Source organism: Bradyrhizobium sp. USDA 4454 (assembly GCF_054822705.1).
Window position 1 is genome coordinate 8,499,868 of sequence record NZ_JBTRCN010000001.1, and the last position, 26,058, is coordinate 8,525,925.

At 63.2% G+C, this 26,058-nt stretch carries 22 protein-coding genes; 10 read left to right on the forward strand and 12 right to left on the reverse strand.

The genetic code is table 11. The annotated features are described in order from the left end of the window. Nucleotides 1–68: 68 nt before the first annotated feature. From ACVIW0_RS39550 to ACVIW0_RS39570, 5 genes are all read right to left on the reverse strand, one after another. Nucleotides 69–905 (reverse strand): IS5 family transposase, encoded by an 837-nt coding sequence (locus tag ACVIW0_RS39550; RefSeq protein ID WP_461350771.1) that lies wholly within the window; start codon nt 903–905, stop codon nt 69–71. Between the two features lie 183 nt (nt 906–1,088). Then, nucleotides 1,089–1,811 (reverse strand): DNA polymerase III subunit epsilon, encoded by a 723-nt coding sequence (gene dnaQ / locus ACVIW0_RS39555; RefSeq protein ID WP_461357152.1) that lies wholly within the window; start codon nt 1,809–1,811, stop codon nt 1,089–1,091. A gap of 30 nt (nt 1,812–1,841) precedes the next feature. After that, a complete protein-coding gene (gene coaE, locus ACVIW0_RS39560; protein ID WP_461357153.1) occupies nt 1,842–2,441 on the reverse strand; it encodes a dephospho-CoA kinase in 600 nt (199 codons plus the stop codon). 44 nt (nt 2,442–2,485) lie between these two features. Then, entirely contained in the window at nt 2,486–3,094 is a 609-nt protein-coding gene (locus ACVIW0_RS39565) for a Maf family protein (protein ID WP_461357154.1), read from the reverse strand. A gap of 10 nt (nt 3,095–3,104) precedes the next feature. Further along, nucleotides 3,105–3,941, reverse strand: a complete 837-nt coding sequence (locus ACVIW0_RS39570; protein WP_461345871.1) for a pyruvate, water dikinase regulatory protein — start codon at nt 3,939–3,941, stop codon at nt 3,105–3,107. Between the two features lie 444 nt (nt 3,942–4,385). Here ACVIW0_RS39570 and hemJ point away from each other — a divergent pair, with 444 nt between their 5' ends. The 7 genes from hemJ (at nt 4,386) to ACVIW0_RS39605 (ending at nt 12,805) form a co-directional block, all read left to right on the forward strand. Continuing rightward, on the forward strand, nt 4,386–4,808 hold the full coding sequence (gene hemJ / locus ACVIW0_RS39575) for a protoporphyrinogen oxidase HemJ (RefSeq protein WP_461357552.1): 423 nt from the start codon (nt 4,386–4,388) through the stop codon (nt 4,806–4,808). A gap of 252 nt (nt 4,809–5,060) precedes the next feature. Then, nucleotides 5,061–6,326 (forward strand): transcription termination factor Rho, encoded by a 1,266-nt coding sequence (gene rho / locus ACVIW0_RS39580; RefSeq protein ID WP_021078151.1) that lies wholly within the window; start codon nt 5,061–5,063, stop codon nt 6,324–6,326. A gap of 315 nt (nt 6,327–6,641) precedes the next feature. Next, nucleotides 6,642–7,967, forward strand: coding sequence for a tRNA uridine-5-carboxymethylaminomethyl(34) synthesis GTPase MnmE (gene mnmE / locus ACVIW0_RS39585; protein ID WP_461357155.1), 1,326 nt, complete (start codon nt 6,642–6,644; stop codon nt 7,965–7,967). 234 nt (nt 7,968–8,201) lie between these two features. After that, entirely contained in the window at nt 8,202–10,085 is a 1,884-nt protein-coding gene (gene mnmG, locus ACVIW0_RS39590) for a tRNA uridine-5-carboxymethylaminomethyl(34) synthesis enzyme MnmG (RefSeq protein ID WP_461357156.1), read from the forward strand. A gap of 135 nt (nt 10,086–10,220) precedes the next feature. Further along, on the forward strand, nt 10,221–10,886 hold the full coding sequence (rsmG, locus tag ACVIW0_RS39595; protein ID WP_461357157.1) for a 16S rRNA (guanine(527)-N(7))-methyltransferase RsmG: 666 nt from the start codon (nt 10,221–10,223) through the stop codon (nt 10,884–10,886). A 32-nt stretch (nt 10,887–10,918) separates the two neighbouring features. Next, on the forward strand, nt 10,919–11,770 hold the full coding sequence (locus ACVIW0_RS39600) for a ParA family protein (RefSeq protein ID WP_461357158.1): 852 nt from the start codon (nt 10,919–10,921) through the stop codon (nt 11,768–11,770). A gap of 144 nt (nt 11,771–11,914) precedes the next feature. Next, entirely contained in the window at nt 11,915–12,805 is an 891-nt protein-coding gene (locus tag ACVIW0_RS39605) for a ParB/RepB/Spo0J family partition protein (RefSeq protein ID WP_461357159.1), read from the forward strand. Between the two features lie 129 nt (nt 12,806–12,934). Here ACVIW0_RS39605 and holA read toward each other — a convergent pair whose 3' ends face one another. From holA to ACVIW0_RS39630, 5 genes are all read right to left on the reverse strand, one after another. Beyond that, a complete protein-coding gene (gene holA / locus ACVIW0_RS39610) occupies nt 12,935–13,966 on the reverse strand; it encodes a DNA polymerase III subunit delta (RefSeq protein WP_461357160.1) in 1,032 nt (343 codons plus the stop codon). Between the two features lie 115 nt (nt 13,967–14,081). After that, complete coding sequence (gene lptE / locus ACVIW0_RS39615) at nt 14,082–14,639, reverse strand: LPS assembly lipoprotein LptE (protein WP_461357161.1); 558 nt, start codon at nt 14,637–14,639, stop codon at nt 14,082–14,084. After that, a complete protein-coding gene (gene leuS, locus ACVIW0_RS39620; RefSeq protein ID WP_461357162.1) occupies nt 14,626–17,274 on the reverse strand; it encodes a leucine--tRNA ligase in 2,649 nt (882 codons plus the stop codon). The genes lptE and leuS overlap by 14 nt, the downstream gene beginning before the upstream one ends. Before the next feature lie 298 nt (nt 17,275–17,572). After that, on the reverse strand, nt 17,573–20,185 hold the full coding sequence (locus ACVIW0_RS39625; RefSeq protein ID WP_461357163.1) for an MASE1 domain-containing protein: 2,613 nt from the start codon (nt 20,183–20,185) through the stop codon (nt 17,573–17,575). A gap of 367 nt (nt 20,186–20,552) precedes the next feature. Then, complete coding sequence (locus tag ACVIW0_RS39630; RefSeq protein ID WP_461357164.1) at nt 20,553–22,244, reverse strand: sensor domain-containing diguanylate cyclase; 1,692 nt, start codon at nt 22,242–22,244, stop codon at nt 20,553–20,555. A 108-nt stretch (nt 22,245–22,352) separates the two neighbouring features. Between ACVIW0_RS39630 and ACVIW0_RS39635 the strand changes: the two genes are divergently transcribed. Next, nucleotides 22,353–23,057 (forward strand): YggS family pyridoxal phosphate-dependent enzyme, encoded by a 705-nt coding sequence (locus ACVIW0_RS39635; protein WP_461357165.1) that lies wholly within the window; start codon nt 22,353–22,355, stop codon nt 23,055–23,057. 147 nt (nt 23,058–23,204) lie between these two features. Here the strand turns inward: ACVIW0_RS39635 and ACVIW0_RS39640 are convergent, their stop codons facing one another. Together ACVIW0_RS39640 and ACVIW0_RS39645 are read right to left on the reverse strand one after the other, a co-directional pair. Continuing rightward, nucleotides 23,205–23,990, reverse strand: a complete 786-nt coding sequence (locus tag ACVIW0_RS39640) for a 2-keto-4-pentenoate hydratase (protein ID WP_461357166.1) — start codon at nt 23,988–23,990, stop codon at nt 23,205–23,207. Nucleotides 23,991–24,084: 94 nt separating this feature from the next. Then, on the reverse strand, nt 24,085–24,624 hold the full coding sequence (locus ACVIW0_RS39645) for a L,D-transpeptidase family protein (protein ID WP_461357167.1): 540 nt from the start codon (nt 24,622–24,624) through the stop codon (nt 24,085–24,087). A 241-nt stretch (nt 24,625–24,865) separates the two neighbouring features. Here ACVIW0_RS39645 and ACVIW0_RS39650 point away from each other — a divergent pair, with 241 nt between their 5' ends. Continuing rightward, on the forward strand, nt 24,866–25,552 hold the full coding sequence (locus tag ACVIW0_RS39650; RefSeq protein ID WP_016841446.1) for a response regulator transcription factor: 687 nt from the start codon (nt 24,866–24,868) through the stop codon (nt 25,550–25,552). Nucleotides 25,553–25,608: 56 nt separating this feature from the next. Continuing rightward, the gene (locus ACVIW0_RS39655; protein WP_456729353.1) at nt 25,609–26,049 is read left to right on the forward strand and encodes a Crp/Fnr family transcriptional regulator; all 441 of its coding nucleotides are present in this window, start codon (nt 25,609–25,611) and stop codon (nt 26,047–26,049) included. Nucleotides 26,050–26,058: the final 9 nt, after the last annotated feature.

Below are 26,058 nucleotides of genomic sequence, written 5' to 3' on the forward strand. Positions count from 1 at the left end.
CCGAGATCAAGTTCGAGATAGCATCACGCGGGCCTTTGATCCGTCATCCTGAGAGTCTGACTCATAAATCACCCAACCTTAGCTGCAGCCGCGATTCTGCGGGTCAGGAGCCTGATGTGTGCAATCAGCAGCCAGGCAGCTTCGGTTGCCACCGTCGCCTCGAAGTCCTTGGCGAGACGGCGGCATCTGCCGAACCAAGCGAATGTGCGTTCAACCACCCACCGCCTCGGCAGAAGCTGGAAGCCTTTGACGCCGTGAGGCCGCTCGACGATCTCGATAGTCCATGGACCGCAGTCTGAGAGCGCGTCGAGGAGTTGATTTCCGCGGTAGATCCGGTCGGCAAAGACGTGGCGCAGCCGGGGGAAGTTCATCCGCACGTTCTTCAGCAGCGGTACGGCGCCATGGCAGTCCTGAACGTTGGCCGGATGAACATGAACCCCAAGGAGGAGGCCATTGGTATCCGTCACGATATGCCGCTTGCGGCCGTAGATGCGCTTGCCTGCATCGTAGCCGCGCGGTCCGCCAGCTTGCGTGGTTGGCGCACTTTGACTGTCGATCACGGCTGCCGTCGGCTTCGGTGTCCGTCCAAGCTTTTTTCGCGCCCGTCGGACAAGCACGCTGACAATCCTCTGCCACCGGCCTGTATCCCGCCATCTATAAAAATAGCCCTGCACCGTCGAATAGGGCGGGAACTCCTGCGGCAACGCCCGCCACTGGCAGCCGGTCGAAACGATATAGAGGATCGCTTCGATCACACGACGCAGCTCCGTCTTACGCGGCCGGCCGCGCCGGTTCGCTCGCGGCAACAGGCGTCTGATCACCGCCCACTCCGCATCGGTCATATCGCTTGCATAACGCAGATCGTCCCGCCGATATTGCTCCCGAGTGATCTTGGTCCAGGGCATCGTGCTCTCCCTCGAATCTTTGCAAATCCGATGGAATCACACCCACTGAGATCACTCACCCATTTTTCAGTCAGGCTCTGAGGAGCCTGCGAAGCAGGCGTCTCGAAGGATCGACGGCCACCCGCCGGGCCGATTCATCCTTCGAGACGCCGCTGCGCGGCTCCTCAGGATGACGGGTGAGATTTAAGCCGCCGGGGCTTCAGCAGCCGCCGGTGGCGGCAGATAATCGTTCCAGATCGGCTTGTCGCCGAGCGTGGCGACGAACGCCCGGTGGGCTTCCCGATCGAGCTCGCTGACCCGCGCCACCAGCGGCGTCTCGCGCTGCCGCCGCGGCGTATCACCATAGCTGCCGGCGCGCGCGTCCGATGTTTCCGACGCCAGGATGAGCTGCGACTGCCGCGCGCCGATCAGGTCGATATAGACCTCGGCGAGCAGCTCGGCGTCGAGCAAGGCGCCGTGCTTGGTGCGACGGGAATTGTCGATCTGATAGCGCGAGCAGAGATCGTCGAGCCGGTTCGAGACGCCGGGATGCTTGCGCCGCGCCAGCAGCAGCGTATCGACCAGCCGGTCTTTCGGGATCGTCTTCCGCTTGATGCGGTCGAGCTCGGCATTGATGAAGCTGATGTCGAACGAAGCGTTGTGGATGACCAGCGGCGTGTCGCCGATGAACGCCAGAAACTCGTCGACCACTTCGGTGAACAGCGGCTTGGAAGCCAGGAACTCGGTCGACAACCCGTGCACGTTGAACGCTTCCAACGGCATGTCGCGTTCGGGATTAATGTAGACGTGGTAGGTCTGCCCGGTCGGCATGCGGTTGAAGATCTCGACGCAGCCGATCTCGACCAGCCGGTCGCCGCGCAGCGGATCGAGGCCAGTGGTTTCGGTATCGAGAACGATTTCGCGCATGCCGTGAGGGATCCGAAAAAGCGGTGCGAATCAGATGCGCCGCTTCGGCATCTTAACAATCTCGGCCAGAATGTCGCGGATGCGCGCCCGCACCGGATCAAGTCCGTGCGAGGTATCCACTATGAAATCCGCGCGCTTGCGCTTCTCGGCGTCCGGCATCTGCTTGGCGATGATGGCATCCAGTTTCGCCGCATCCATGGTGCCGCGGGCCAGCACGCGTTCGCGCTGCAGTTCCGGCGAAGTGGTGACGACGACGACGGCATCGACACGCTTCTCGCCGCCGGTCTCGAAGAGCAGCGGGATGTCGAGGATGACGATCGGGTTGCCTGCGGCTTCCGCATCGGCAAAGAATTTCTGCCGTGACGCGCCGAGCATCGGATGCACGATCTGCTCGAGCTGCTTCATCGCCGCGGGATCATGCACCACGCGCGCCGACAGCTTGGTGCGATCTACCTTGCCGTCCGTGGTGGTGCCGGGAAACGCGGCCTCGATCGCGGGTGCGGCTTCCCCCTCGTAAAGCTGATGCACGGCCGCATCGGCGTCGTACACCGGCACGCCGGCCTCCATGAACAATTTGGCCGTGGTGGATTTCCCCATCCCGATCGAGCCGGTCAGTCCAACAATCAACATGTGATCAACATCGGTTCGGTATCTCGTCGCCTCGCCTTTGCATCTCACACCGCGAGCAGCTTCTCGCGGCGCAGGAATGCGAATAGCGACAATAGCGGCAGGCCGAGGATGGTGAAATGGTCGCCTTCGATCCGCTCGAACAGATGCACGCCGAGGCCCTCGAGCTGGTAGGCGCCGACGCTGGTCGTCACTGCCGTCCCGGCCTGGTCGAGATAGGCCTCGATTTCGTCGGTGGCGAGCCGCCGCATCGTCATGCGAGCCACGCTGACATCGTCGAACAAGGTTTTCCCGTCACGCGCGACCGCGACAGCGGAATGCAATTCATGGGTCTGTCCGGCGAGCAAACCGAGCTGCTCGGCAGCCTGCGCGCGGCTGGTGGGCTTGCTCAACATCCGCTGGCCGAGCGCCAGCGTTTGATCTGCGCCGACGACATATTGTCCGGGCTTCTGCCTGGACACGAACAGCGCCTTCTCGCGCGCCAGCAGCGAAGCGATCTCACCAGGCGCCGAAAGGCCGGAATTCTTCTGCACCGCGCGTTCGTCGATATCGGCCGGCAGCGCCTCGAATTCGAGGCCGGCGTTTTCCAGCAGCATCCTTCGCGCCCGGCTCTGCGACGCCAGAATGAGTTTCTGTGGTCCGCGCCAGATGCTCATGACGCGGCGATCATTCCGACGGCCGGGCGCGCTGGCGGTCGTTGTAGAGCTTCATGATCGCAGCCGCCGTCTCCTCGATCGAGCGACGCGTGACGTCGAGCAGGGCCCAGTTGAACTTCGCGCTCAGGCGCCGGGCAAACGCGACCTCATCGGCCACCGCCTGCTTGTCGATGTAGGTGTCGTTGTCCCGGTCCCCCATCGTGAGCAGGCGATTCTGCCGAACCTGGATCAAGCGTTCCGGCGTCGCATGCAGGCTGACCACCAACGGCTTCTTCAAGGTCTCGAGCTGGTGCGGCAAGGGAATGCCGGGCACCAGCGGTACATTTGCAGTCCTGATGCCGCGGTTGGCGAGGTAGATCGAGGTCGGCGTCTTCGAGGTCCGGGACACGCCCACCAGCACGATATCGGCCTCCTCGAGGCCTTCGACGTGCTGACCGTCGTCGTGGATCATCGTGTAGTTCAGCGCGTCGATCCGGCTGAAATATTCCGCGTTCAACACGTGCTGCGCACCGACGCGGCCGGTCGTCGCGGCACCCAGATACGCCTCGAACAATTGCATCACCGGCCCGATGATCGACAGGCTCGGAACATTGATTTCCTTGCACTTGCCCTCGAGCCGGCCGACCAGGTCCTTTTCCAGCAGCGTGAACAGCACGATGCCGGGCGATTCCTCGATCTCGTCGAGTACCCGGTCGAGCTGCTTCTGGCTGCGTACCAAGGGGTAGACATGCTCGACCGCGGTCACGTTGGCGTATTGCGCGGCGACCGCGCGCGCCACTGTGATCAGCGTCTCGCCGGTCGAGTCGGACACCAGATGGAGGTGGAAATAATTGGAAGTCGTCGGCACCGGAGCCCCTGTCTATCCTGTGAATCCGTGTGGAGGTCGCGGAGAAGAATCCGGGTCCGCCGCCCGGCCCGTGAATATCTCATCCCTTTCTTCACAGCACCCCGTGAAAGGATAAGTCGGCATCATGGCCAGGATGATAGTGAACCGGTGTGGATTTGTCTCTTCATAAGCTGTCCATAGAGCCGCGTAACCAATTGGGCCGAGCGGTAGATTCCGGATATCCGCCCTCGCCTGCCGAAATGTCGAGGGATGTGAACAAGCCTGCGAAAGCCGCTGGATCGCATTGCATGAGTCAAATTCACCGCCATTAAGACTCAAACCTTAGATTCTAAAATTAATTAGGTTTAGGGAGAGCCCTGTGTGCGGATATGTATCCGTCCCTCGCTTGCGAGGCCCTCCGAGTGTTCCCTGCCGAGCTGTTCCCCGAAAGGCATCGCTGCGATGTTGTACGACTGGATCAAGGCGCTGCACGTCATTGCCGTCATCTCCTGGATGGCCGGCATGCTCTATCTGCCGCGGCTGTTCGTCTATCATTGCGAGGCCGAGGCCGGGTCGAAGCAGTCCGAGACCTTCAAGGTCATGGAGCGGCGGCTTTTGCAGGCGATCATCAATCCTGCGATGATCGTGACCTGGCTCGCCGGGCTCTATTTGGTCTGGGCCGGACACTGGTACCTTTCCGGCTGGTTTCACGTCAAATTTACGCTGGTGCTCGTCCTGTCGGGTATCCACGGCTTTTTGTCCCGCTGCGTGAAGGATTTCGCCGTCGACCGGAATCAGCGAAGCCAGAAATTTTATCGTATTATCAACGAGGTGCCGACACTTTTGATGATCCTGATCGTCATCATGGTTGTCGTGAAGCCGTTCTAGACTTTGCGATGCCTAAGACGCATGCTTCAGTCCTTCTTGCGAAGGACGGATCGATTTTCTATATAGGTTTTATCCCACCCCACGCAGGCGGATGTGGTCGCGTTCCGGTTCTTTTCGGGCCGGCGCCGCATCAGGTTTGAAAGCCCAAACGGCACTTTCCTGGCTGAGACCTGCGGACCTTCCTATGGCGTCCGCTTTTTCCATAGCCACCTCGCACCCCTTCCCTACTTACTTCCTCACAGGACGACCCCGATGCGGGAAATCAAACTCCAGGACCTCAAATCGAAAACGCCGGCCGAGCTTGTCTCGTTCGCGGAAGAGAATGGGGTCGAGAATGCCAGCACCATGCGCAAGCAGGAGCTGATGTTCGCAATTCTCAAGCAGCTCGCGATCGCCGAGACCGACATTATCGGTGAAGGCGTTGTCGAGGTGCTGTCCGACGGCTTCGGCTTTCTTCGTTCGCCCGACGCGAACTATTTGCCGGGCCCCGACGATATCTACGTTTCGCCGTCGCAGATCCGCCGTTTCGGCCTTCGCACCGGCGACACGATCGAAGGCCATATTCGCAGCCCGAAGGAAGGCGAACGCTATTTCGCGCTGCTGAAGGTCAACACGCTCAATTTCGAAGATCCGGAAAAGTCGAAGCACAAGGTCAATTTCGACAACCTCACGCCGCTGTTTCCCAATCAGCGTTTCCGCATGGAGCTTGAGGATTCCACCAAGAAAGACCTGTCTGCCCGCGTGATCGATATCGTCGCGCCGATCGGCAAGGGCCAGCGCGCGCTGATCGTGGCGCCGCCGCGCACCGGCAAGACGGTGCTGATGCAGAACATCGCGCACTCGATCACTGCCAATCATCCCGACTGCTATCTGATCGTGCTGCTGATCGACGAGCGTCCGGAAGAAGTCACGGACATGCAGCGCTCTGTGAAGGGCGAGGTGGTGTCGTCGACCTTCGACGAACCCGCCGTGCGCCACGTCCAGGTCGCCGAGATGGTGATCGAGAAGGCCAAGCGCCTCGTCGAGCACGGCCGCGACGTCGTGATCCTGCTCGATTCGATCACTCGCCTCGGCCGCGCCTACAACACCGTGGTGCCGTCATCCGGCAAGGTGCTGACCGGCGGTGTCGACGCCAATGCGTTGCAGCGCCCGAAGCGCTTCTTCGGCGCCGCGCGCAACATCGAGGAGGGCGGCTCACTGACCATCATCGCGACCGCGCTGGTCGATACCGGCAGCCGTATGGACGAAGTCATCTTCGAAGAGTTCAAGGGAACCGGTAACTCGGAACTGATCCTCGACCGCAAGGTCTCGGACAAGCGGACGTTCCCGGCGATCGACATCGCCCGGTCCGGCACCCGCAAGGAGGAGCTGATCACCGATCCGCAGGTGCTGAAAAAGATGTACGTCCTGCGCCGCATCCTCAATCCGATGGGCACCATGGATGCGATCGACTTCCTGCTCGACAAGCTCCGGAATACGAAGAGCAATTCGGAATTCTTCGATTCCATGAACACCTGAGGCCGCGGAGAGATAGTGAGGCCGAAGAGAATAGGGCGCTCTGCACAAACGGGGCGCCTTTTTTTTCATGCTGCGGATTTGCTGCAGTAGAGTGCAGCATGAATTGAGCTGAAGCCGCCCGTCGACTGCCATTTAACTGATTGATAGAATTTATATTTGCGAAATAGACGCGTAGCGAGGCTCGCATTCTTGCAGCAAAATTGTGCGCGGTTGCTGCAACCAAGTTCGATTTTATTGCAGTGCAGCATTTTGTGATATGGCGTGCGAAATGAAAGCGGCATTGCCTTTGTCGATTTGCTTGGGAAGAAATGGGCGATGCACTCACGCGATCAGACCATCTTCGCATTGTCCTCCGGACGGCCGCCGAGTGCGATCGCCATTGTCAGGCTATCTGGCCCAATGGCCGCCTCGGTCATTGAGGGACTGACGGGCAAGACACCGGCGCCGCGGATGGCGACCCGCGCGCTGCTCCGCGATTCAGACCATCAGCCGATCGACGACGCTGTCGTGTTGTGGTTCCCCGGCCCGGCGAGCGCGACCGGCGAAGACGTTGTCGAATTTCATGTCCATGGCGGACGCGCGGTGCTGTCGGCGATGTTCGACGCTATCGCGGCGTTCGAGGATGTACGGCCGGCCGAACCGGGCGAATTCACCCGGCGGGCCTTCGAGAATGGCAAGCTCGACCTGACCGAGGCCGAAGGCCTCGACGACTTGATCCACGCCGATACCGACCGCCAGAGGCGCCAGGCGCTGCGCCAGCTGAAGGGATTGCTCGGCGATCGCACGCGCGACTGGCGCGAGCGGATCATTGCGGCGTCAGCGCTGATCGAGGCCGGCATCGATTTCTCCGATGAAGGCGATGTGCCGGCGGAGCTGATCGCGCCGGCGCTTGAGAAGGTCCGGGCGTTGCACGACGAGATCAAGCAGGTGCTTGCGGGGCAGGGGCAAAGTGAGCGGCTGCGCGACGGCCTGGTGGTCGCGATCGCCGGCCCGCCGAATGTCGGCAAATCGACTCTGATCAATCAGCTCGCCAAGCGCGAGGTCGCGATCGTCTCACCCCACGCCGGCACGACCCGCGACGTGATCGAGGTTCAGCTCGATCTCGAAGGCTATCCCGTCACGGTGATCGACACGGCTGGCATCCGCGAGACCAGCGATCCGGTCGAGCAGGAGGGTGTCCGCCGCGCCCGGGCCCGCGCCGCCGAAGCCGACCTCGTGCTGTGGCTGGCCGACAACGGGGGCGCGAAGGTTGGGCATGGCGGGACCACGCCAACCTGGCTGGTGCGAAACAAGATCGATCTGGTCAGGACCCCGCCGGGTGAGGGGGGCAGTTATCCCGAATTCAGGATATCGGCGGTCCGCGGCGACGGCCTCTCCGAACTGATCGCAGCCCTGGTCGGCTTTGCGCACGACTATTTCGCGACCAGCGAGGGCGGCCTGATCAGCCGAGCCCGGCAGCGCGGATTGCTTGAGGAGACCGTCAAGTCGCTTCGGCGGAGCATCGAGGTGGTCGGGCAGGGCGAGGAACTGGCGGCGGAAGAACTCCGAAGGGCGGCGATGTCACTCGGCCGTCTGCTCGGTCGGGTCGATGTTGAGGACATCCTGGACGTCATCTTCCGTGAGTTCTGCGTCGGAAAGTGAACGAGTTCTCCTCTGTTTCACGTGAAACATGGTTTCGAACCAGTAACGAACCCTGCTCGGGTTTGACATGAAACAATCACCATCCGGCAGGAACGCTGTTTCACGTGAAACAGCGCCGCTCTGCATTGCGAGCGAGAAGACCCCAATCCATATCCGCCTCGAATGTTCGGTCTTCTTAGGCTGAGCCTAACTTCGTTCTTCCGGCTTTCATCACTCCGCGATAGAAGTCCCGCCATGACTTTCAGGGCAGACTCATTTGACGTCATCGTCATCGGCGGCGGCCATGCCGGCTGCGAGGCCGCGAGTGCGGCTGCCCGGATGGGGGCGAAGACGGCCCTGGTCACCCATCGTTTCGCGACCGTCGGCGCGATGTCCTGCAATCCGGCCATCGGTGGCCTCGGCAAAGGCCATCTCGTCCGCGAGGTCGATGCGCTGGACGGGTTGATGGGCCGGGTCGCCGATGCCGGCGGCATTCAGTTCCGCATGCTCAACCGCCGCAAGGGTCCGGCGGTCCGTGGTCCCCGGGCCCAAGCCGATCGCAAGCTCTATGCGGCGGCAATGCAGGCCGCGATCACCGAGACCGTGAATCTCAGCGTCATCGAAGGCGAAGCCGACGAGTTGATCGTCGTCGATGGGCGCGTGACCGGCATTCGCCTGGGCAACGGCCGTCAGGTTTCGGCGGGTGCGGTTGTCATCACGACCGGCACCTTCCTTCGTGGTCTGATCCATCTGGGCGAAAAGAACTGGCCGGCCGGCCGGGTCGGCGAGGCGCCGGCCATGGGTCTGTCTGCATCGTTCGAGCGGGCGGGTTTTGTGCTCGGCCGGCTCAAGACCGGGACGCCGCCGCGCCTCGACGGAACCACGATCGACTGGTCCGCTGTCGAGATGCAGCCCGGAGACGATCCGCCGCAGCCGTTTTCGGTCATGACGGACCGGATCACGACCCCGCAGATCCAGTGCGGCATTACCCGGACCACGCCGGCGACCCATGAGGTGATCCGGGCCAATGCGCATCGCTCGCCGATGTATTCCGGCCAGATCAAGAGCTCCGGACCGCGCTATTGTCCCTCGATCGAGGACAAGATCGTCCGTTTCGGCGACCGCGATGGCCACCAAATCTTCCTCGAGCCGGAAGGGCTCGACGACACCACGGTCTACCCGAACGGTATCTCGACCTCGCTGCCGGAAGAGGTCCAGCTCGCGATCCTCGCCAGCATCCCTGGCCTCGAGCGGGTGAAGATGGTTCGGCCGGGCTATGCGATCGAATATGACCACGTCGATCCCAGGGAGCTCGATCCGACCCTGCAGACCAAGCGTCTGCGCGGGCTTTTCCTGGCCGGTCAGATCAACGGCACCACGGGCTATGAAGAGGCGGCGGGGCAGGGCATCGTCGCCGGACTCAATGCCGCGCTCGCAGCCGGCGATGCCGATCCGATCGTGTTCGACCGCGCTGACGGCTATCTCGGCGTCATGATTGACGACCTCGTGACCCGCGGGATCACCGAGCCCTACCGCATGTTCACCTCGCGCGCCGAGTATCGGCTGACGCTGCGGGCCGACAATGCCGATCAGCGGCTGACCGACAAGGGCATCGCGCTCGGATGCGTCGGATCGGCTCGTGCGGAGCGTCACAGGACCAAGATGGCGGCGCTGGAGGGGGCCAAGACCCTGGCGAAGTCGCTTGCGATCACGCCGAATGAGGCTGCCAAGCACGGGCTCGCGCTCAATCGCGATGGCAATCGCCGGTCCGCCTTCGAGCTGCTGGCCTATCCGGAGATCGAATGGCCTGCGGTCCAGGCGATCTGGCCGGAGCTGTCGGCCATTGACCCCGCGATTGCGGTGCATCTGGAGATCGATGCCAAGTACGATGTCTATCTGAAGCGCCAGACCGCCGATGTCGATGCCTTCCGGCGCGACGAGGGCTTGGTCCTGATCGATATCGATTATGCCGATGTACCCGGTCTTTCGAACGAAGCGCGCGCCAAGCTGCAGAAGGCGCAGCCGCGGACGGTCGGACAGGCGGGCCGCATCGATGGCATGACGCCGGCGGCGCTGGGCATTCTGGCCGCCTATTTGCGGCGTGAGGCGCGGCGCAAATCGGCCAGGGCGAGCGCCTGACGTTTCACGTGAAACGTGAGGCGGTCTTGGCATTGCGAGGAGCGGGAGCGACGAAGCAATCCCATCGCTTCCGCAGGGGCACGATGGATTGCTTTTCTTAGCTCGCAATGACGAGCTCGACCGGCATTCCAAAGAATGGCTCCAGCTCCACAATCCACCGACCTTACCGTCTCCCCTAAGGACAAGGCGGCGGCGCTTTCGCTGACTCCTGTTTCACGTGAAACGGAGGCACGGCTCGATCGGTACGTTGCCCTCCTGCTGGAATGGCAAGCCAAGACCAATCTGGTCGCGCCTTCCACGCTGCCGAACCTCTGGACGCGCCATATCTCCGATTCGCTGCAGCTCCTCAGTCTTGCGCCGACGGCAAAGTCCTGGGTGGACCTCGGCAGCGGCGGCGGCTTCCCCGCCGTCGTGCTTGCTTGTGCTCTGGCCGAGACACCGGGCGCATCCATCCATCTGGTTGAGCGGATCGCCAAGAAGGCCGCATTCTTGCGGGAGGCGATTCGTGTCACGGCATCTCCCGGGACTGTGCATCTGGCTGATATCGGGGATACTGTGGATAGAATCACCGGACCCATCGATTGCGTCACCGCGCGGGCGCTGGCTCCGTTACATCAACTGATCGGCTTTGCGGAGCCGTGGGTCAAAAAGGGCGCCAAGGCGCTGTTTTTGAAGGGTCAAGATGTAGAGGCTGAATTGACGGAGGCCACTAAATATTGGAATATTGAGCCAAAGCTACACTCCAGCCGGACCGGCGGACAGGGCTGGATCGTCGAACTCGGGTCAATCGAGCGGCGCTAAGGGGACTCCGCGAGAGTAAATGGTATTTTGGTATGACCGTGATGGACGAGGTTTATCAAGAAGATAGGACGTCGCAGCCGCCCGGCCAGCCGCGCATCCTGTCGCTCGCCAACCAGAAGGGCGGAGTCGGCAAGACAACCACAGCGATCAATCTCGGCACTGCACTCGCTGCGATCGGCGAGCGTGTCCTGATCGTCGATCTCGATCCGCAAGGCAACGCCTCGACCGGCCTCGGCATCGATCGCGGCAGCCGCAACTGCTCGACCTACGACGTGCTGATCGGCGAAGCGCCGCTGCGCGATGCCGTGGTCGCGACCGCGGTGCCGCGGCTGCATATCGCCGCCTCCACCATGGATCTCTCCGGCCTCGAGCTCGAGCTAGGCACCACGCCGGGCCGCGCCTTCCGGCTGCGCGATGCGATCGCCGGACTGAACAACAATGTCTCGCCGGAAGCCGACTACACCTATGTGCTGATCGACTGCCCGCCCTCGCTCAATTTGCTCACCGTGAATGCGATGGCCGCGTCGGACGCGATCCTGGTGCCGCTGCAGTGCGAGTTCTTCGCGCTCGAAGGTCTGTCGCAATTGCTGCAGACGGTGGAGCAGGTGCGCTCCACGCTCAATCCGACGCTGTCGATCCATGGCATCGTGCTGACCATGTTCGACTCGCGCAACAACCTCTCCAACCAGGTGGTTGCCGACGTGCGCCAGTTCATGGGCAACAAGGTGTACGACACCATGATCCCGCGCAACGTGCGCATCTCTGAAGCCCCGTCCTACGGCAAGCCGGTGCTGGTCTACGATCTCAAATGCGCCGGCAGCGATGCGTATCTCAAGCTAGCCACCGAAGTGATCCAGCGCGAGCGCGAGCTGCGCGCGCATTGACGACAATGCGTAGGATGGGTGGAGCGAAGCGATACCCATCGCGGCACGCAACGAGAGTGATGGGTTTCGCTGCGCTCTACCCATCCACCGATTCTGAAATTCAAGTCTGGAGTACTGCGCGTGAATCCAAGGGAGCTCGCAACAATGGCCGATGAAGCGCGTTCGCGACTGGGGCGCGGGCTGGCAAGCCTGATCGGAGATGTCGGCGGCGAAGCGGCTGCGCATGTCGAGCGGCCGCGCAACCAGCGCAAGGTGCCGATCGAATTCCTCAAGCCCAACCCGCGTAATCCGCGGCGGACCTTCGCCGACGCCGAGCTCAGCGAGCTCGCCGATTCGATCAAGGCGCGCGGCGTGATCCAGCCGATCGTGGTGCGCGCGATCAAGGGCGCGCAGGACCGCTTTGAGATCATCGCCGGCGAGCGCCGCTGGCGCGCCTCGCAGCTCGCCGGCCTGCACGAAGTGCCGATCGTGCCGGTCGAGGTCTCCGATTCCGACGCGCTCGAGATCATGATCATCGAGAACGTGCAGCGCGAAGACCTCAACGCGATGGAAGAAGCGCAGGGCTATCATTCGCTCGCCGACGAGTTCAAGCGCAGCCAGGAAGACATCGCCAAGATCGTCGGCAAGAGCCGCAGCCATGTCGCCAACATGATGCGGCTGACCAAGCTGCCGGCCGAAGTGCAGGCGCTGATCTCGAAGGGCGATCTCTCCGCCGGCCACGCGCGCGCACTGATCGGCGTGCCGGATCCGCTGACTGCCGCGAAGCGCATCGTCGCCGAGGGACTCAACGTCCGTCAGGCCGAGGCGCTGGCGCATGAGGAGGGCGTGCCGGAGCGCAAGCCGCAGAAGGCGCGCGCCGGCAGCGCGCCCAAGGTCGACAAGGACGCCGACACGCTGGCGCTGGAGAAGCGCGTCAGCGATGCGCTAGGCCTCGCCGTCACCGTCAGCCATCGCGATCCCGGCGGCACCGTCCAGATCAACTACCGCAACCTCGAGCAGCTCGACGAGGTGGTGCGGCGGCTCGAGGGCGGTTAGCGGTTTCGTCATTCCGGGGCGCGCGTGAGCGCGAACCCGGAATCTCGATCAATCACTTTTGGATTCCCCGATGTGCAATTGCGCATCTAAGGTTCGTGCTTCGCACGCCCCGGAATGACCCATTAAAAATCAGCCCCGGCGCTTCGCATTCACCGCGATCGACAGCAGCGCACGCTGGGCGATCACGGCGGCGAGCGACGTCTGCTTGCGCATGTCGAGCGCTGCGGTCGCGAGCTGGTCGATGATGTTCATCAGCCGCGGCGGCGTGAAATTGCGCAGCGCGACCTCGACCGCGGGCTTGCGCGAGAAATGCAGCCGCGGGAAACCGCCTTCGAGCACGGCTGACGCCGGCGTGCCGTCCGCGATCGCCAGCGCCGATTTGTGCAGCCATGCCGCCTGGCGCTGCGCGGCCGAGATGATCACGCCGGGATAGGTGCCGGCGACCATCGCCTTGGTGAACTCGCTCTCGACCAGCGCGGCATTGCCGGCGAAGGCGCCGTCGACGATCGGATCGAGCTTCAGCTCGGAGGCGTCGGAGACCACGGTCATGACGTCGTCGAGCGTGATCTCGCCCCTGCCGTGCGCGAACAGCGCGAGCTTGCGCAGCTCGTTGCGCGAGGCCATGCGGTCGCCGCCGAGCAGCGACATCAGCACTGCGCGGGCATCGCTCGCGAGCCGCAAATTGGACGCTCGCAGCTCGTCCTCGATCAGCTTGGTCAGGTCGCGTTCGGTGTCGGGATAGCAGCCGATCGCAACCGCATTCTTGGCGCGCTCGCAGATCTTGCGCAGCGGCGATTCCGGCCGGAGCTCGCCGGCCTCGATCACGATCCGGCAGTCCTTCAGGGCTGTGGTCTCGGTCAGCGTCTCGACGCCGCTCGAAAAATTGCGTGAGCCGGCGCGGACGCGGATGGCGCGGCGGCCGCCGAACAGCGGCACCGTCATCGCTTCGTCGACCAGCCGCGACGGTTCGGCGGCGAGCTCGTCGCCATCGAGCCGCACCAGCGAAAACGGATCATTGGGATCGTCGACGGCCGAGGTCATCAGCGCGTCGGCGCGCTCGCGCACCAGGCCCAGATCCGGGCCGTAAAGCAGGATGATCGGACGGCCGGCATCGGGCCGGGCGAGGAAGCTGTCGATCTCTTTTCCGCGAAGTGCGACCATCTAGCCTTGCTGTCGTTCCGGGTCGCCTCGTCAGAGGCGAACCCGGAATCTGGAGATGATGGATCGAGATTTCCGGGTTCGCGCCGCTGGCGCGCCCTGGAATGACGTCGGTGCCTCAGGTCCCGCTGGAGAAGAACGAGGCGAGCCGGGTCTGGATGTTGTCGGCGATCTCCTGCGCGGCGCGGTCCTCGGCATCGCGTAAGGCGCGGGCGCGGGCATAGCGCTGGTAGGAGCCCGGCATGTCATAGGACACCCGCGAGAAGGTGGTGCCGGTCATGACCGACTGGTTGGAGGCGATGTCGATCAGGTTGAACTGGGCGTCGACGCCATAGTTCTCGCTGCTCGGCAGCGCGGTTGTCGGGTCGATCATCAGCGAGGAGCGGCTGGTGGTGAAGCGCAACACCAGCCGATGCGTCGGCGGCGCGCCGGTGGCATTGCCGTAGAGCTTGAAGGCGAGGGCGTTGCGGACCTCGACGCCGACCCGGGCCTCACGGGAGGCGTTCGGCTTGTCGACCGGCGGAACCTCGACGCCCAGCAGCTTTTCACGCAACTTGGACGACTGACCGTCGAGGGTGCGCTCGGCGTACATCGGCTGGAAGCATCCGGCCGTCAGCGCGGCCAAGGCGGCCACGGCTAGAAGCCGGGCGGCGATCCCAATCCTAGCCGACAACATTGACGATCCTCATGGGCACCACGATCACCTTGCGGACGGGTTTGCCGCCCAAGGCGGCTTTTACCGCATCGAGCGCCAAAACGGCAGCCTCTATATCCGCATTTTGCGCCGTCCGTGGCACGGTAACATCACCTCGTTTTTTACCGTTGACCTGGACGACCAGGGTCACGCTGTCTTCGACCAGCAAATCGCGTTCGATTTGCGGCCAATCGGCCTCGGAAACCAGCCCTTGCTGTCCCAGAACCACCCAGCACTCCTCGGCCAGATGCGGCATCATCGGCGAGAACAGCTGCACCAGGATGGTCGCGGCCTCTTTCACCGCCCAAGAAACATCCGGAGCGACGCCCGGCGGCGGCTTGTCGCCGGTCGCAGTTGCCTTGGCCAGCACCTCGGCCAGTGCATTGGCGAACTCGCGGATGTGAGCGAGACAGACGTTGAAATGCAGCCGCTCGATCCCGGACGACACCTTGTCGAGCGCGCCATGGGCGGCCTTGCGCAGCGCCAGCGCCTCGGGCCCGAACGTGCCCGGCCGGGCCGTCGGCGCCAGCTTGGCGATCTCGGCCGATTCGTTGACCAGCCGCCACAGCCGCTGCACGAAGCGCGCCGCGCCCTGCACGCGCTCGTCGCTCCAGATCACGTCGCGGTCGGGCGGGGAGTCCGACAGCATGAACCACCGCGCGACGTCGGCGCCGTAGCTTGCGATGATGTCGTCAGGGTCGACGGTGTTCTTCTTCGACTTCGACATTTTCTCGATCGGGCCGATCTCGATGTCCTCGCCGGTCGCCAGCAGCACCGCGCGGCGCGCGTTACCATCAACCTCGACCTTGACCTCGGCCGGCGTGACCCAGCTGCCATCGGCCTTCTGGTAGGTCTCGTGCACCACCATGCCCTGGGTGAACATGCCGGCAAACGGCTCGCTCATGTCGATATGGCCGGTCGCCTTCATCGCGCGGGTGAAGAAGCGGCTGTAGAGCAGATGCAGGATCGCATGCTCGACGCCGCCGATATACTGGTCGACCGGCATCATCCGGTTGGCGACCGCGGGCGTGGTCGGCGCATCCTTGTTCCAGGGATCGGTGAAGCGCGCGAAATACCAGGACGAGTCCACGAAGGTGTCCATCGTGTCGGTTTCGCGCACCGCCTTAGCCCCGCACTTCGGACAATTGACGTGCTTCCAGGTCGGATGATGGTCGAGCGCGTTGCCGGGTCTGTCGAAAGACACATCCTCCGGCAGCGTCACCGGCAGCTGGTCGCCGGGCACCGGCACCACATCGCAGGTCGGGCAGTGGATCACCGGGATCGGGCAGCCCCAATAGCGCTGGCGCGAAATGCCCCAGTCGCGCAGCCGGAAATTCACCTGCCGCTCGCCGACCGGCATATTGCCGCGCAGCTCGCCCTCGAGCCGTTTCGCGACCTCTTCCTTGGCCGCTTCGATCGTCATGCCGTCGAGGAAGCGCGAATTGATCATCCGGCCGTCGCCGTCATAGGCGACGTCGGTGATGACGAACGTCTTCGGGTCCTGGCCCTCGGGACAGACCACCGGCGTGTTGCCGAGATTGTACTTGTTGACGAAGTCGAGGTCCCGCTGGTCGTGCGCCGGGCAGCCGAAGATCGCGCCGGTGCCGTATTCCATCAGCACGAAGTTCGCGACATAGACCGGCAGCTTCCAGCTCGGATCGAACGGATGCACCGCCTTGATGCCGGTGTCAAAGCCCTGCTTCTCGGCGGTGTCGATGATCGACTGCGCCGTGCCGATCTTCTTGATGTCGGCGATGAACTCCGCCAGCTTGGGATTCTTCGCGGCAGCCGCCTGCGCCAGCGGATGATCCGCCGAGATCGCCATGAACTTGGCGCCGAACAGCGTGTCCGGCCGCGTGGTGAAGATCTTCAGCTCGCTCTCGCCCGCCGGCGTGGTCGCCGGATCCAGCGCGAAGCGGATCAAGAGGCCCTCGGAGCGGCCGATCCAGTTACGCTGCATCAGCCGCACTTTGTCGGGCCAGCGGTCGAGACCATCCAGCGCGTCCAGGAGCTCCTGCGAGTACTTGGTGATCTTGAAGACCCACTGGCTCATTTCCCGTTGTTCAACAACGGCGCCCGAGCGCCAGCCGCGGCCGTCGATCACCTGCTCGTTTGCGAGCACGGTCATGTCGACCGGATCCCAATTCAGCTTGCGCTTCTCGCGCTCCGCGAGGCCGGCAGCCAGCATGTCCAGGAACATCTTCTGCTGATGCTTGTAGTAGCTCGGGTCGCAGGTCGCGAACTCTCTGCTCCAGTCGAGCGACAGCCCGATCGACTTGAGCTGCTTCTTCATCGCGGAGATGTTGTCGTAGGTCCAGGCCTTCGGCGCCACCTTGCGCTCGATCGCGGCATTCTCCGCCGGCAGGCCGAACGCGTCCCAGCCCATCGGATGCAGCACGTTGAAGCCCTTGGCGCGCATGAATCGCGCCAGCACGTCGCCGAGCGTGTAGTTGCGGACATGGCCGATATGGATGCGCCCCGACGGATAGGGGAACATCTCGAGCACGTAGTATTTTGGGCGCGGATCCTCGTTCCTGGAGGCGAAGATCGCCTTTTCGTCCCAGATGGCTTGCCAGCGGGGCTCGGATTCACGGGCGTTGTAGCGTTCGGCGGTCATGAAATCGCAGGGATTCTGGGTGGCTTTGGGTGATTTTCGGGTCCCCTCCGGGGACGGCGGACTAGGCCACAATAACGCCCATGGGGTCAACGGCTTGGGGCTGGCAAATACTCATGGCTCGCCGTCGGAGTGGGTTGGGGGTTGGCTGGGTTGGGCACCCCGTCAGGAACCTGCTGGGTGTCGTCACCCGGCTTGACCAATGGCGGACCTGTCAGTGATGCGTCGGAACAGGTGTCAGCCATGTCTCCGGTGTAAACATCGAGCCGGGCGATGACAGCGCTATGTGGGGCGCGACCAGTCAATGTCTGCGCGCTGCGTCGGTCGTGTTTGACGCCAAAGGTACGACGGATGATCGCGCTGATCTTGGGGGCGCGAGATCCTGGATGAAATCTCTGAGTGCCTCGGTATCAAACGGCTTGCGGAGTATTTTCAGGCTTGGCGGCGCCGCATTCGCGGCATCGCTGTAGCCGGTTGTCAGCGCGATCGGCAAACCCGGGTAGCGCGCCCGGACTTCTCTCGCGAGCCCGACGCCATCGATGGTTCCGGGCATGACGATATCGCTGAAGACGAGATCGATCCTTGTGCCGGCATCGAGCAGTTTCAGCGCCGCTTCGGCCGAATCCCGATAGATCGTTTCATAGCCCAGATGCTCGAACAGCGAGGATGTCACGTCAGCCACTTCGGGGCTGTCGTCGACAACGAGGACGGTCTGCCGCTGCGGCTGCTTCGGCCTTGCTCTGGCTGCGGCGAGCTCCTTGCCGGCGGTTTGTTCGTCTGCACTGGACGGCAGGTAGATTGTGATCGTTGTTCCCTGACCAACCTTGCTGTCTGCCGTCACCGTTCCACCCGCCTGATGGGCGAAACCATAGACCTGGGACAGACCGAGCCCGGTCCCCTTGCCGACCTCCTTGGTCGTGAAAAACGGATCGAACATCTTGGACAGAAGATGTGGCGGAATGCCGGTACCGGTATCGCTAAGTGTTATCGCAAAGAAGGCCTTTGCGCGGCGATCGTCGCCGGTTTCCTGGTTGGCGGTCACCGCATGAACGGACAAGGTGAAGGTGCCGCCGTTCGGCATGGCATCGCGCGCATTGACGGCGATGTTGACGATCGCAAGCTCCAGCTCGGCGAGGTCCACCTTGACCAACGCTGTGCCCTCGCCGACGTTCTCGTTGTACACGATGTTTCCGCGCAATGAGCTCTCGATCATGGTCCGCATGTTCTTGATCGACGCATTCAGATCAACGACCGTTGGGCTGAGATGCTGATGACGAGAGAAGGTCAACAATTGGCGCGTGAGGCTCTCGCCGCGTTTGGCCGCGGTCTGGATAGCTTCGATGGCTTTCGGCAGTTTCGGATCAAGCAGGCGCGTGAAGATCTGGGCACTGCCGCCGATGATCATCAATAGATTGTTGAAGTCGTGGGCGATCCCGCCGGTCAGCTTGCCGATCGCCTCCATTTTCTGCGACATCGCGAGCTGTTCGCGTGCCTGAACCAGCTTCTCCTCCGCGTCGCGTCGCTCGGTTGCGTCGCGCAGAATACTGATGAAGCCGATCAGATTTCCTGCGTCGTCATGGCTCGACGAGACGGAGCCCGTGGTGAAGAATGGCGTGCCATTTTTCCGGATGCGCCAACCCTCGACGTCGTATTTGCCTCTTTCGATTGCGGTCTCCAGCGCGTGTGCCGGCGAACCCGCGCGGCGTTCATCCGGCCGATAAAATATTCCAAAATGCTTGCCGATGATTTCTTCCGAGCTGTAGCCGATGATTTTTTGAGCGGTGCTGTTCCAGCTCGTGACGTGCCCCTCGCGATCAAGCGCAAAGATCGCGTAGTCGACGACGCCTTCGATAAGGGTTTGGAAGTGCCGCCTGATGCTGTCGAGTGCCAGGGCTTTCCGTTCAAGTTGACCGTTCAGTTGGTCCCGAACCGAAAGCAGATAGGCCTCCATGGTCTGGCGCGTCGCAATTGCCGCTGCCAGGGCAAGCGGAGGCGCCGATACGCTGATCGAAAGCACGAGCAAGGATAGCAATGCGCCATTCGGATCCGCTCTCGGAAATGGATCATTCCCCACCGAGAATCCCCACACCGCCATTCCGACAAAAATGAACGCGGCCGTCGACACCGTGCACCGATCGCCGCGCAGGCCGGCCCAGATCAAGGGGAGTACGACCAGAAAGCCCAGAAGGCTCCGGTGCGGCAACGATACGTCGAGGACGGTGCTGATGAGGTCGCTACCGATGAGCGGGCTGTAAGCAGCGATCCCGATGATCGCAGCGAGAGCGGGAACAGCGATCGATTCCAGCAGCCTCCATTTGGAAGGAATGCGTAAGGGCATCGTCGCCCAGAGCACGATGAGTGGAGCAATCACCAAGGCCGCGGCAGCGTCCGCAAGCCACCAGGTCACCCCGGCAATGACGGAATCGGAAAAGCTCGATTCGTTGACGAGCGCGAAGCCGGTCGAGGCGATAGTTGAACTGATGAACGTGGTCGGCGCGAAGCAAATGATGGCAAACTTCACGACACCGGAAGGCGTGGCAAAGGTCTGGCGACCGTTCGACCAACGGTCGATCAGCCATGTCCCGGCACAGGCAGCAAGCAGGCTGCCGATCCCGGCGGCGCCAAGCTCCAGGAGCGACCGGTCGGCCATAAAGTCCATAAAGTAGGGAGAAACGGCCCCCAGCAGGATTGCCGGCCAGACCCGGTAGCCGCGCAGCAGGACCAGGGCGAGCGCAAGCCCGGACGGTGGCCATAGCGGTGTCGCGGTTGGATTGATCGCGGGGAGCAGCCGCGCGGCCTCGGCAAGGCCGCCATAAATCGCGGCAATGATCAGGATTTCGAGCGCGTAGGTCGCAATGCTCCGCGCGTCGCCAAAAGCGAGAACCCTGGCTTTGTCGAACGTTGCCCTTTCCATCGCAAGCCTTTGCCGAGGGCGTCTCAAGAATGCTGTGGCGACCTGTCCCCTGATCCAGTGTCACCAAACGAGGCGAATTGCATTGTCATGACGTCGATGTTCCCGCCAAGCACCCAACGCAGTTTTGACCAAAGCATGGCCGCACGATGGTAAGTAGAAGGGCGCCAGGCAATTTCGGAAACGAGGGGCTATCGGGCAACACCATTGACCCAATAGCCGTGGCGCACCGGGATCCGAAACGGGCCACGGGCGGCATCCGGACTACAAAGTGGGTACGGTTCCGCTGCGTGTCGATGGGACGCCGGTGGTCATTTTTCTCGGTTGCGCGAGGGATGAACGCCTGCTCCGCCTGCACGGGGCGATGCGGCTAGCTCGCCAGCGCCATCCCGGCTTCATCCAGCGTCTGCAGGAAGCCGTGCTCGATCACGGCGTTGCGGCCGCGGCGCTTGGCGGCGTAGAGGGCGGCGTCGGCAGCTTCGATGAGATCGCCGGGGCGCTGGGTTTCGTTTGGCTTGGTCGTCGCGACGCCGACGCTGACGGTGACGACGCAATAGCTCGAGGGCGCATGCGGCACCGCGAGACCGAGCACCGCGGTGCGCACGGTCTCGCCAATCGCGAGCGCATGCGCGGCGTCGGTGTTCGGCAGCAGCAGGCAGAATTCCTCGCCGCCATAACGGCCGGCAAAGCCCATCGTATCGGCGGCGATCCCGGCCAGCGTTTCGCCGATCCGGGTCAGGCAGGCGTCGCCTTCGGGATGGCCGTAGGTGTCGTTGTAGAGCTTGAAGTGATCGACATCGATCATCATCAGCGACAGCTCGCATTCATATTGCTGCGCCCGCATCCACTCGAAATCGAGCCGGTTCTGGAAACCGCGACGGTTGGCGAGGCCGGACAGCGCGTCGATCGAGGCCATCACGGTGAGGCGGTCGTTGGAGGCGACCAGCTCGCGCTCGCGCTGGCTGAGCTGCGCCGCCATCGCGTTGAAGGCGCGCGCCAAGGGCACGAATTCCGCCGGCAGCTTGTGCTTGGCGACGCGCGCCGACCAGTCGCCCTCGCCGAACCGCCGCGCCATGCTGGTCATCAGCTCGATCGGATGGATGACAAGACGCTCCGCGCCGACCAGCGCACCCAGCAGCACGAACAGGCAGACGAAGCCGAGCTGCAGATAGGCGGTGCGGATCTCGCGGTTGATCGCAGCCGTCACCTTGGCCTCGTCCATGCTGACGATCAGCCGTGACTGCGTGCCGGCGATGCGCGCAAAGCTCAGCGTGCGCTGGGCGCCGTCGGATGCGGTGAACGACACCGAGCCTGACGGTTCGTCGTAGCTCAGCGCCTTCTCGGCAATCGCCGCCATCAACGGGATGGTGTCGAGCGAGCGGCCGATCAGGCTGGCATGATCCGCAGGCGCTGCGATCACGACGCCGGTCGAATCGACGAGGACCGCCGACATGCCGGGCTGCCCGCCGAGATTGGCCATGATCTGCGACAGCCAGTCGATGTTGATGCCGGCGACGACGACGGCATCCTGCTCCGGATTGATCGCGGCCACCGGATAGGCCGCCATCATCATCGGACGGCCATTGGTCCGGCCGCGCAAATAATCGCTGAACACGAAGCCGCGATTGTCCTGCGCCTTCTTGAAATATTCGCGGTCGCCGACATTGAGGCCGACCTGGACGTTGAGTGTCGAGCACTGCACCAGCCCGTCCCGGGAGACGAACATGATGCTGCGGATCCAGGGCAGCACGGTCGGCAGGCTGGCGCGCAGCAGCTCGCAGCTCTGCGCGATGCCGCCGGAGGCGCGGATATAGGCGGCGGATTTCAGCATGGTCTCGACCGAGGACACCACTTCGCGCTGTGTTTCGGCGGCGTGCGCGGTGAGGTTGGCATAGCCGGCCGCGGCCTGCGCAATCTGCGAGGTGCGGAAATTCTCCAGCGTGCGGATCCGATCGAGCATCAGGGGCGCGACCAGCATCAGCGCAAGCAAGGCCAGCCGGGCGCGAATGCCCAGAACCTTCTTGAGTTTGATCCGGTTGCGGTTGAAAGTGACGCCCGACATTCTAGTCCCTTGCCCGTGCGCCAAGGTAGAATGCAGGGATTCAAAAAGCCTTTCCCGAATTTGGTAAAATTCGAGCCACCCCGGCATCTGTCAGAGAACGGCACAAGCATGACCCAAAGCCCGACCGCGCCGTTATCGGCTGATTCACCACACGGTCTCGCCGCCGTTGAGCAGGAGATCGCTCGCGCCTGCAAGGAAGCGCGGCGCGACCGCGCCGCGGTGACCTTGATCGCGGTGTCGAAGACATTCGCAGCCGACGCAATTTTGCCGATTATCGGCGCCGGGCAGCGCGTATTTGGCGAAAATCGCGTGCAGGAAGCCAAGGGCAAATGGCCGGAGTTGATTCAGGCTCATCCCGGACTAAAACTTCATCTGATCGGGCCGCTGCAATCGAACAAGGCCAAGGAGGCGGTCGCGCTGTTCGATGCGATCCATTCGGTCGACCGCGCCAGCATTTGCGAAGCGTTAGCCAAGGAAATCAAAAATCAGGGCAAGCAGCCGGACCTGTTCGTGCAGATCAATACCGGCGAGGAGCCGCAGAAGGCCGGCGTCGCGCCGCAGGACGCGGATACCTTCATCGCGGCGTGCCGCGAGCAATATGGCCTGCAGATTTCAGGGCTGATGTGCATCCCGCCGGTCGACCAGGCGCCGGCGCCGCATTTCGCGCTCTGCGCCAAGATCGCCGCGCGCAACGGCTTGAAGAATCTCTCGATGGGCATGAGCGCGGATTTCGCGGTGGCGATCGCGATGGGTGCGACCCATGTGCGGGTAGGTTCGGCGATTTTTGGTACGCGGACGAAGCCGCATCCCTAGCTGTCGTCCCTGCGAAAGCAGGGACCCATAACCACAGGGTTTTGGTTGTTTCAGCAATAACGAGCCGCGTGCCCTTTGCGATGGCCGCGGCGTATGGGTCCCCTGCTTTCGCAGGGACGACACCGCAGAGTGCCGCAAAGGTGCAGCCTACCCGAACTTCACCGACACCTTGCCGATCGCGCCGAAATCGGCTGCGAACACGTCGCCTGCCGTGATCGGGAGCGGCGGATGGCAGGTGCCTGTGGTGACGACCTCGCCTGCCCGCAAGGTCAGCCCGAGCGTGCGCAGTTCGTTGGTGCACCAGGTGAGCGCGACGCGGGGATCGCCGAGCACGTTCTTGCCGTGGCCGATGTAACGCTCGCCGCGCAGCGTGATGGTCGGGCGCTCTTCGACCAGGTCGATCGCGCGCCAGTCGGCCGGTGTTGCAGGTCCGAGCACGAACAGATGCGCGCAGGCATTGTCGGCGATCAGCTGCGCCTCGCCGGCGGAGACGAAATCGGCGAACCGCGAATCCGGAATCTCGATTGCCGGATGCAGCGTGCCGACTGCATCCAGAACTTCCTGCACGCCGTAGGGTGTCGCGCGTGGTGCGAGATCGCGCGCCATGCGGAAGGCGTATTCCGGCTCGCCGACCCGCATCTCGTTGCCCGTCATCGACGCGGTGCCGCCATCCCGGATCACGGTTTCGGCGAGGATGCGTCCGGCGAGCGGGCCCGCCACATTGATGTGCTTCTGGCCGGCCGCGCTGGTCGCTGCGATCTTCCAGCCGAACAGTTTTTCGCGTGAGGTCTTTTCCAGCTCGGCCTGCACCGCGTAGCCCTCGGCGCGATCGCGCGGCCGTATGGCGCTATCGAGCGCGCCGAGTTTCGTTCCCGCGCGCCAGTGCTCGCTCAGGACTTTTGCGGCGGCGGCGATCTGGTTGTTGTCGAGCATGCTGGTTCGCTCCCGCGGGAATTATTCTTTGTTGCTCGCGATCTCAGCACAAACGCGTCGCGCTTGTCGCGTGGGAAAACCGATGCCCTGCCATCTACCCAATGATGATCTTTGTCTTCGGCGACATCCGCCGCAACAGCCGCAGCATCGAGGCCTTGGTCATCGAGACGCAGCCCGCGGTCGGCGAAAAGTTCGGCCGTGCCAGATGCAGGAACACGGCGCTGCCGCGGCCGGCGATGCGCGGGGCGGCGTTGTGGTCGATCTCGACAATGAAGTCGTAGAGGTGATCCTCGCGGGTCAGGCGATCGCCGGCCTGCTCGCGGTCGAGCCGGATCGGCTGGTTGTAATGGCGGTCGGTGGGATCCTCGCACCACGCGTCCTCGCGGCGAATCGGCCGCGTCGGCAGCAAGGTCACGGGGCGCCGGTGCCGGTCGGCGCGCCACCACAATTGTCTTGGATGGAAGACGCCGCGCGGCGTGCCGCCGTCGCCCTCGCGCTTGTTGGCGAGGATTCCGCCGCGTCCAAGCGCCACGGGAATCGTCCAGCCATTGACCGTCAGCCAGCCCCGGCGCGGATCGCCGGCGGCCGCCCGGACCTCGACGGCAGAGAGCGGGCGATCACGTTTGTCTGTCATATAAGTGATTGAAATAGCTGATCTTCCCTTAAGAATCGTTCAAAACTGAACTTGCCTTGGACGCCTCAAACATTCTATCCCCCGGCATTACAGGACATTCACGTCCTGCCCCACCGGATTTGAGGTAGACTGCGCTGCCTTGTGAATCGGTAACAATCGCCTAACTGAGCACATATCTAGCCGATGCTACGGCCGTAAGCGCCCTCCGCTTCTGACCGCCCCGCCCCGAAGGATTGTACCTATGGCCAATGCCCGCAAGATCTTGATCGTGGATGACGATACCGATCTGCGCGATACGCTGGTCGAGCAGCTGTCCCTGCACGAGGAATTCGAAGCCTCCGCAGTCGACACGGGCGCCAAGGGCGCCACTGCCGCCAAAGCCAATTCCCCCGATCTGGTCCTGATGGATGTCGGCCTGCCCGACACCGATGGTCGTGAAGTGGTCCGCAGCCTGCGCAAGGGCGGCTTCAAGGCCCCGATCATCATGCTGACCGGCCATGACACCGATTCCGACACCATCCTCGGGCTGGAAAGTGGCGCCAATGACTATGTGGCAAAACCGTTCCGCTTCGCGGTGCTGCTGGCCCGGATCCGGGCCCAGTTGCGCCAGCACGAGGCCAGCGAGGACGCGGTGTTCTCGGTCGGCCCCTACTCGTTCCGGCCCGGCTCGAAGATGCTCACCGGCGCCAATGCGCGCAAGGTGCGGCTGACCGAGAAGGAAACCGCGATCCTGCGCTTCCTCTACCGCGCCGGCCAGATGCCGGTGTCGCGCGAGACCCTGCTCCAGGAAGTCTGGGGCTACAATTCCGGCGTCACCACGCACACGCTGGAAACCCACATCTACCGCCTCCGCCAGAAGATCGAGAAGGACGCCGCCAACCCGGAAATCCTGGTCACGGAAGCCGGTGGCTACAAGCTGGTGCCGTGATACGCTTCGCGCTCAACGATTCGTGAAATCGAGGCGCACCGCGGTTACCGGCCTGAATGTCGATCGATGATGACGTAGCCCTGCTCGAGCGGGTCCCGACGATGCGTCTGTTGGGCGAGAGCTCCTTGCGCATGCTGGCGATCGGCTCCGAGCAACGCGACTTCAACGCCGGCGAAGTGCTGTTCAAGACTGGCGACACCGCGGACGCCGGCTACGTCGTGCAGCGCGGCACCTTCCGCGTCGAGGAAGGCGGCGCCGAGATCATCGCCGGTCCCGGCGCCCTGATCGGCGAGCTCGCATTGATCGTCGCGATGAAGCGGCCCTCGACCGCGACCGCACTGGAGCGCGGCTCGGTGATCCGCGTCGCCCGCAGCCTGTTCCAGCGCGTGCTGGAAAGCGACCCCGCCGCCGCACGCCGCCTGCGCGACGAACTCGCGCTGCGCACCAGCCAGCTCGCCAGCGATATTCTGATGGCAGGCGGAAAACTGAGTACGTAGCTGCACCTT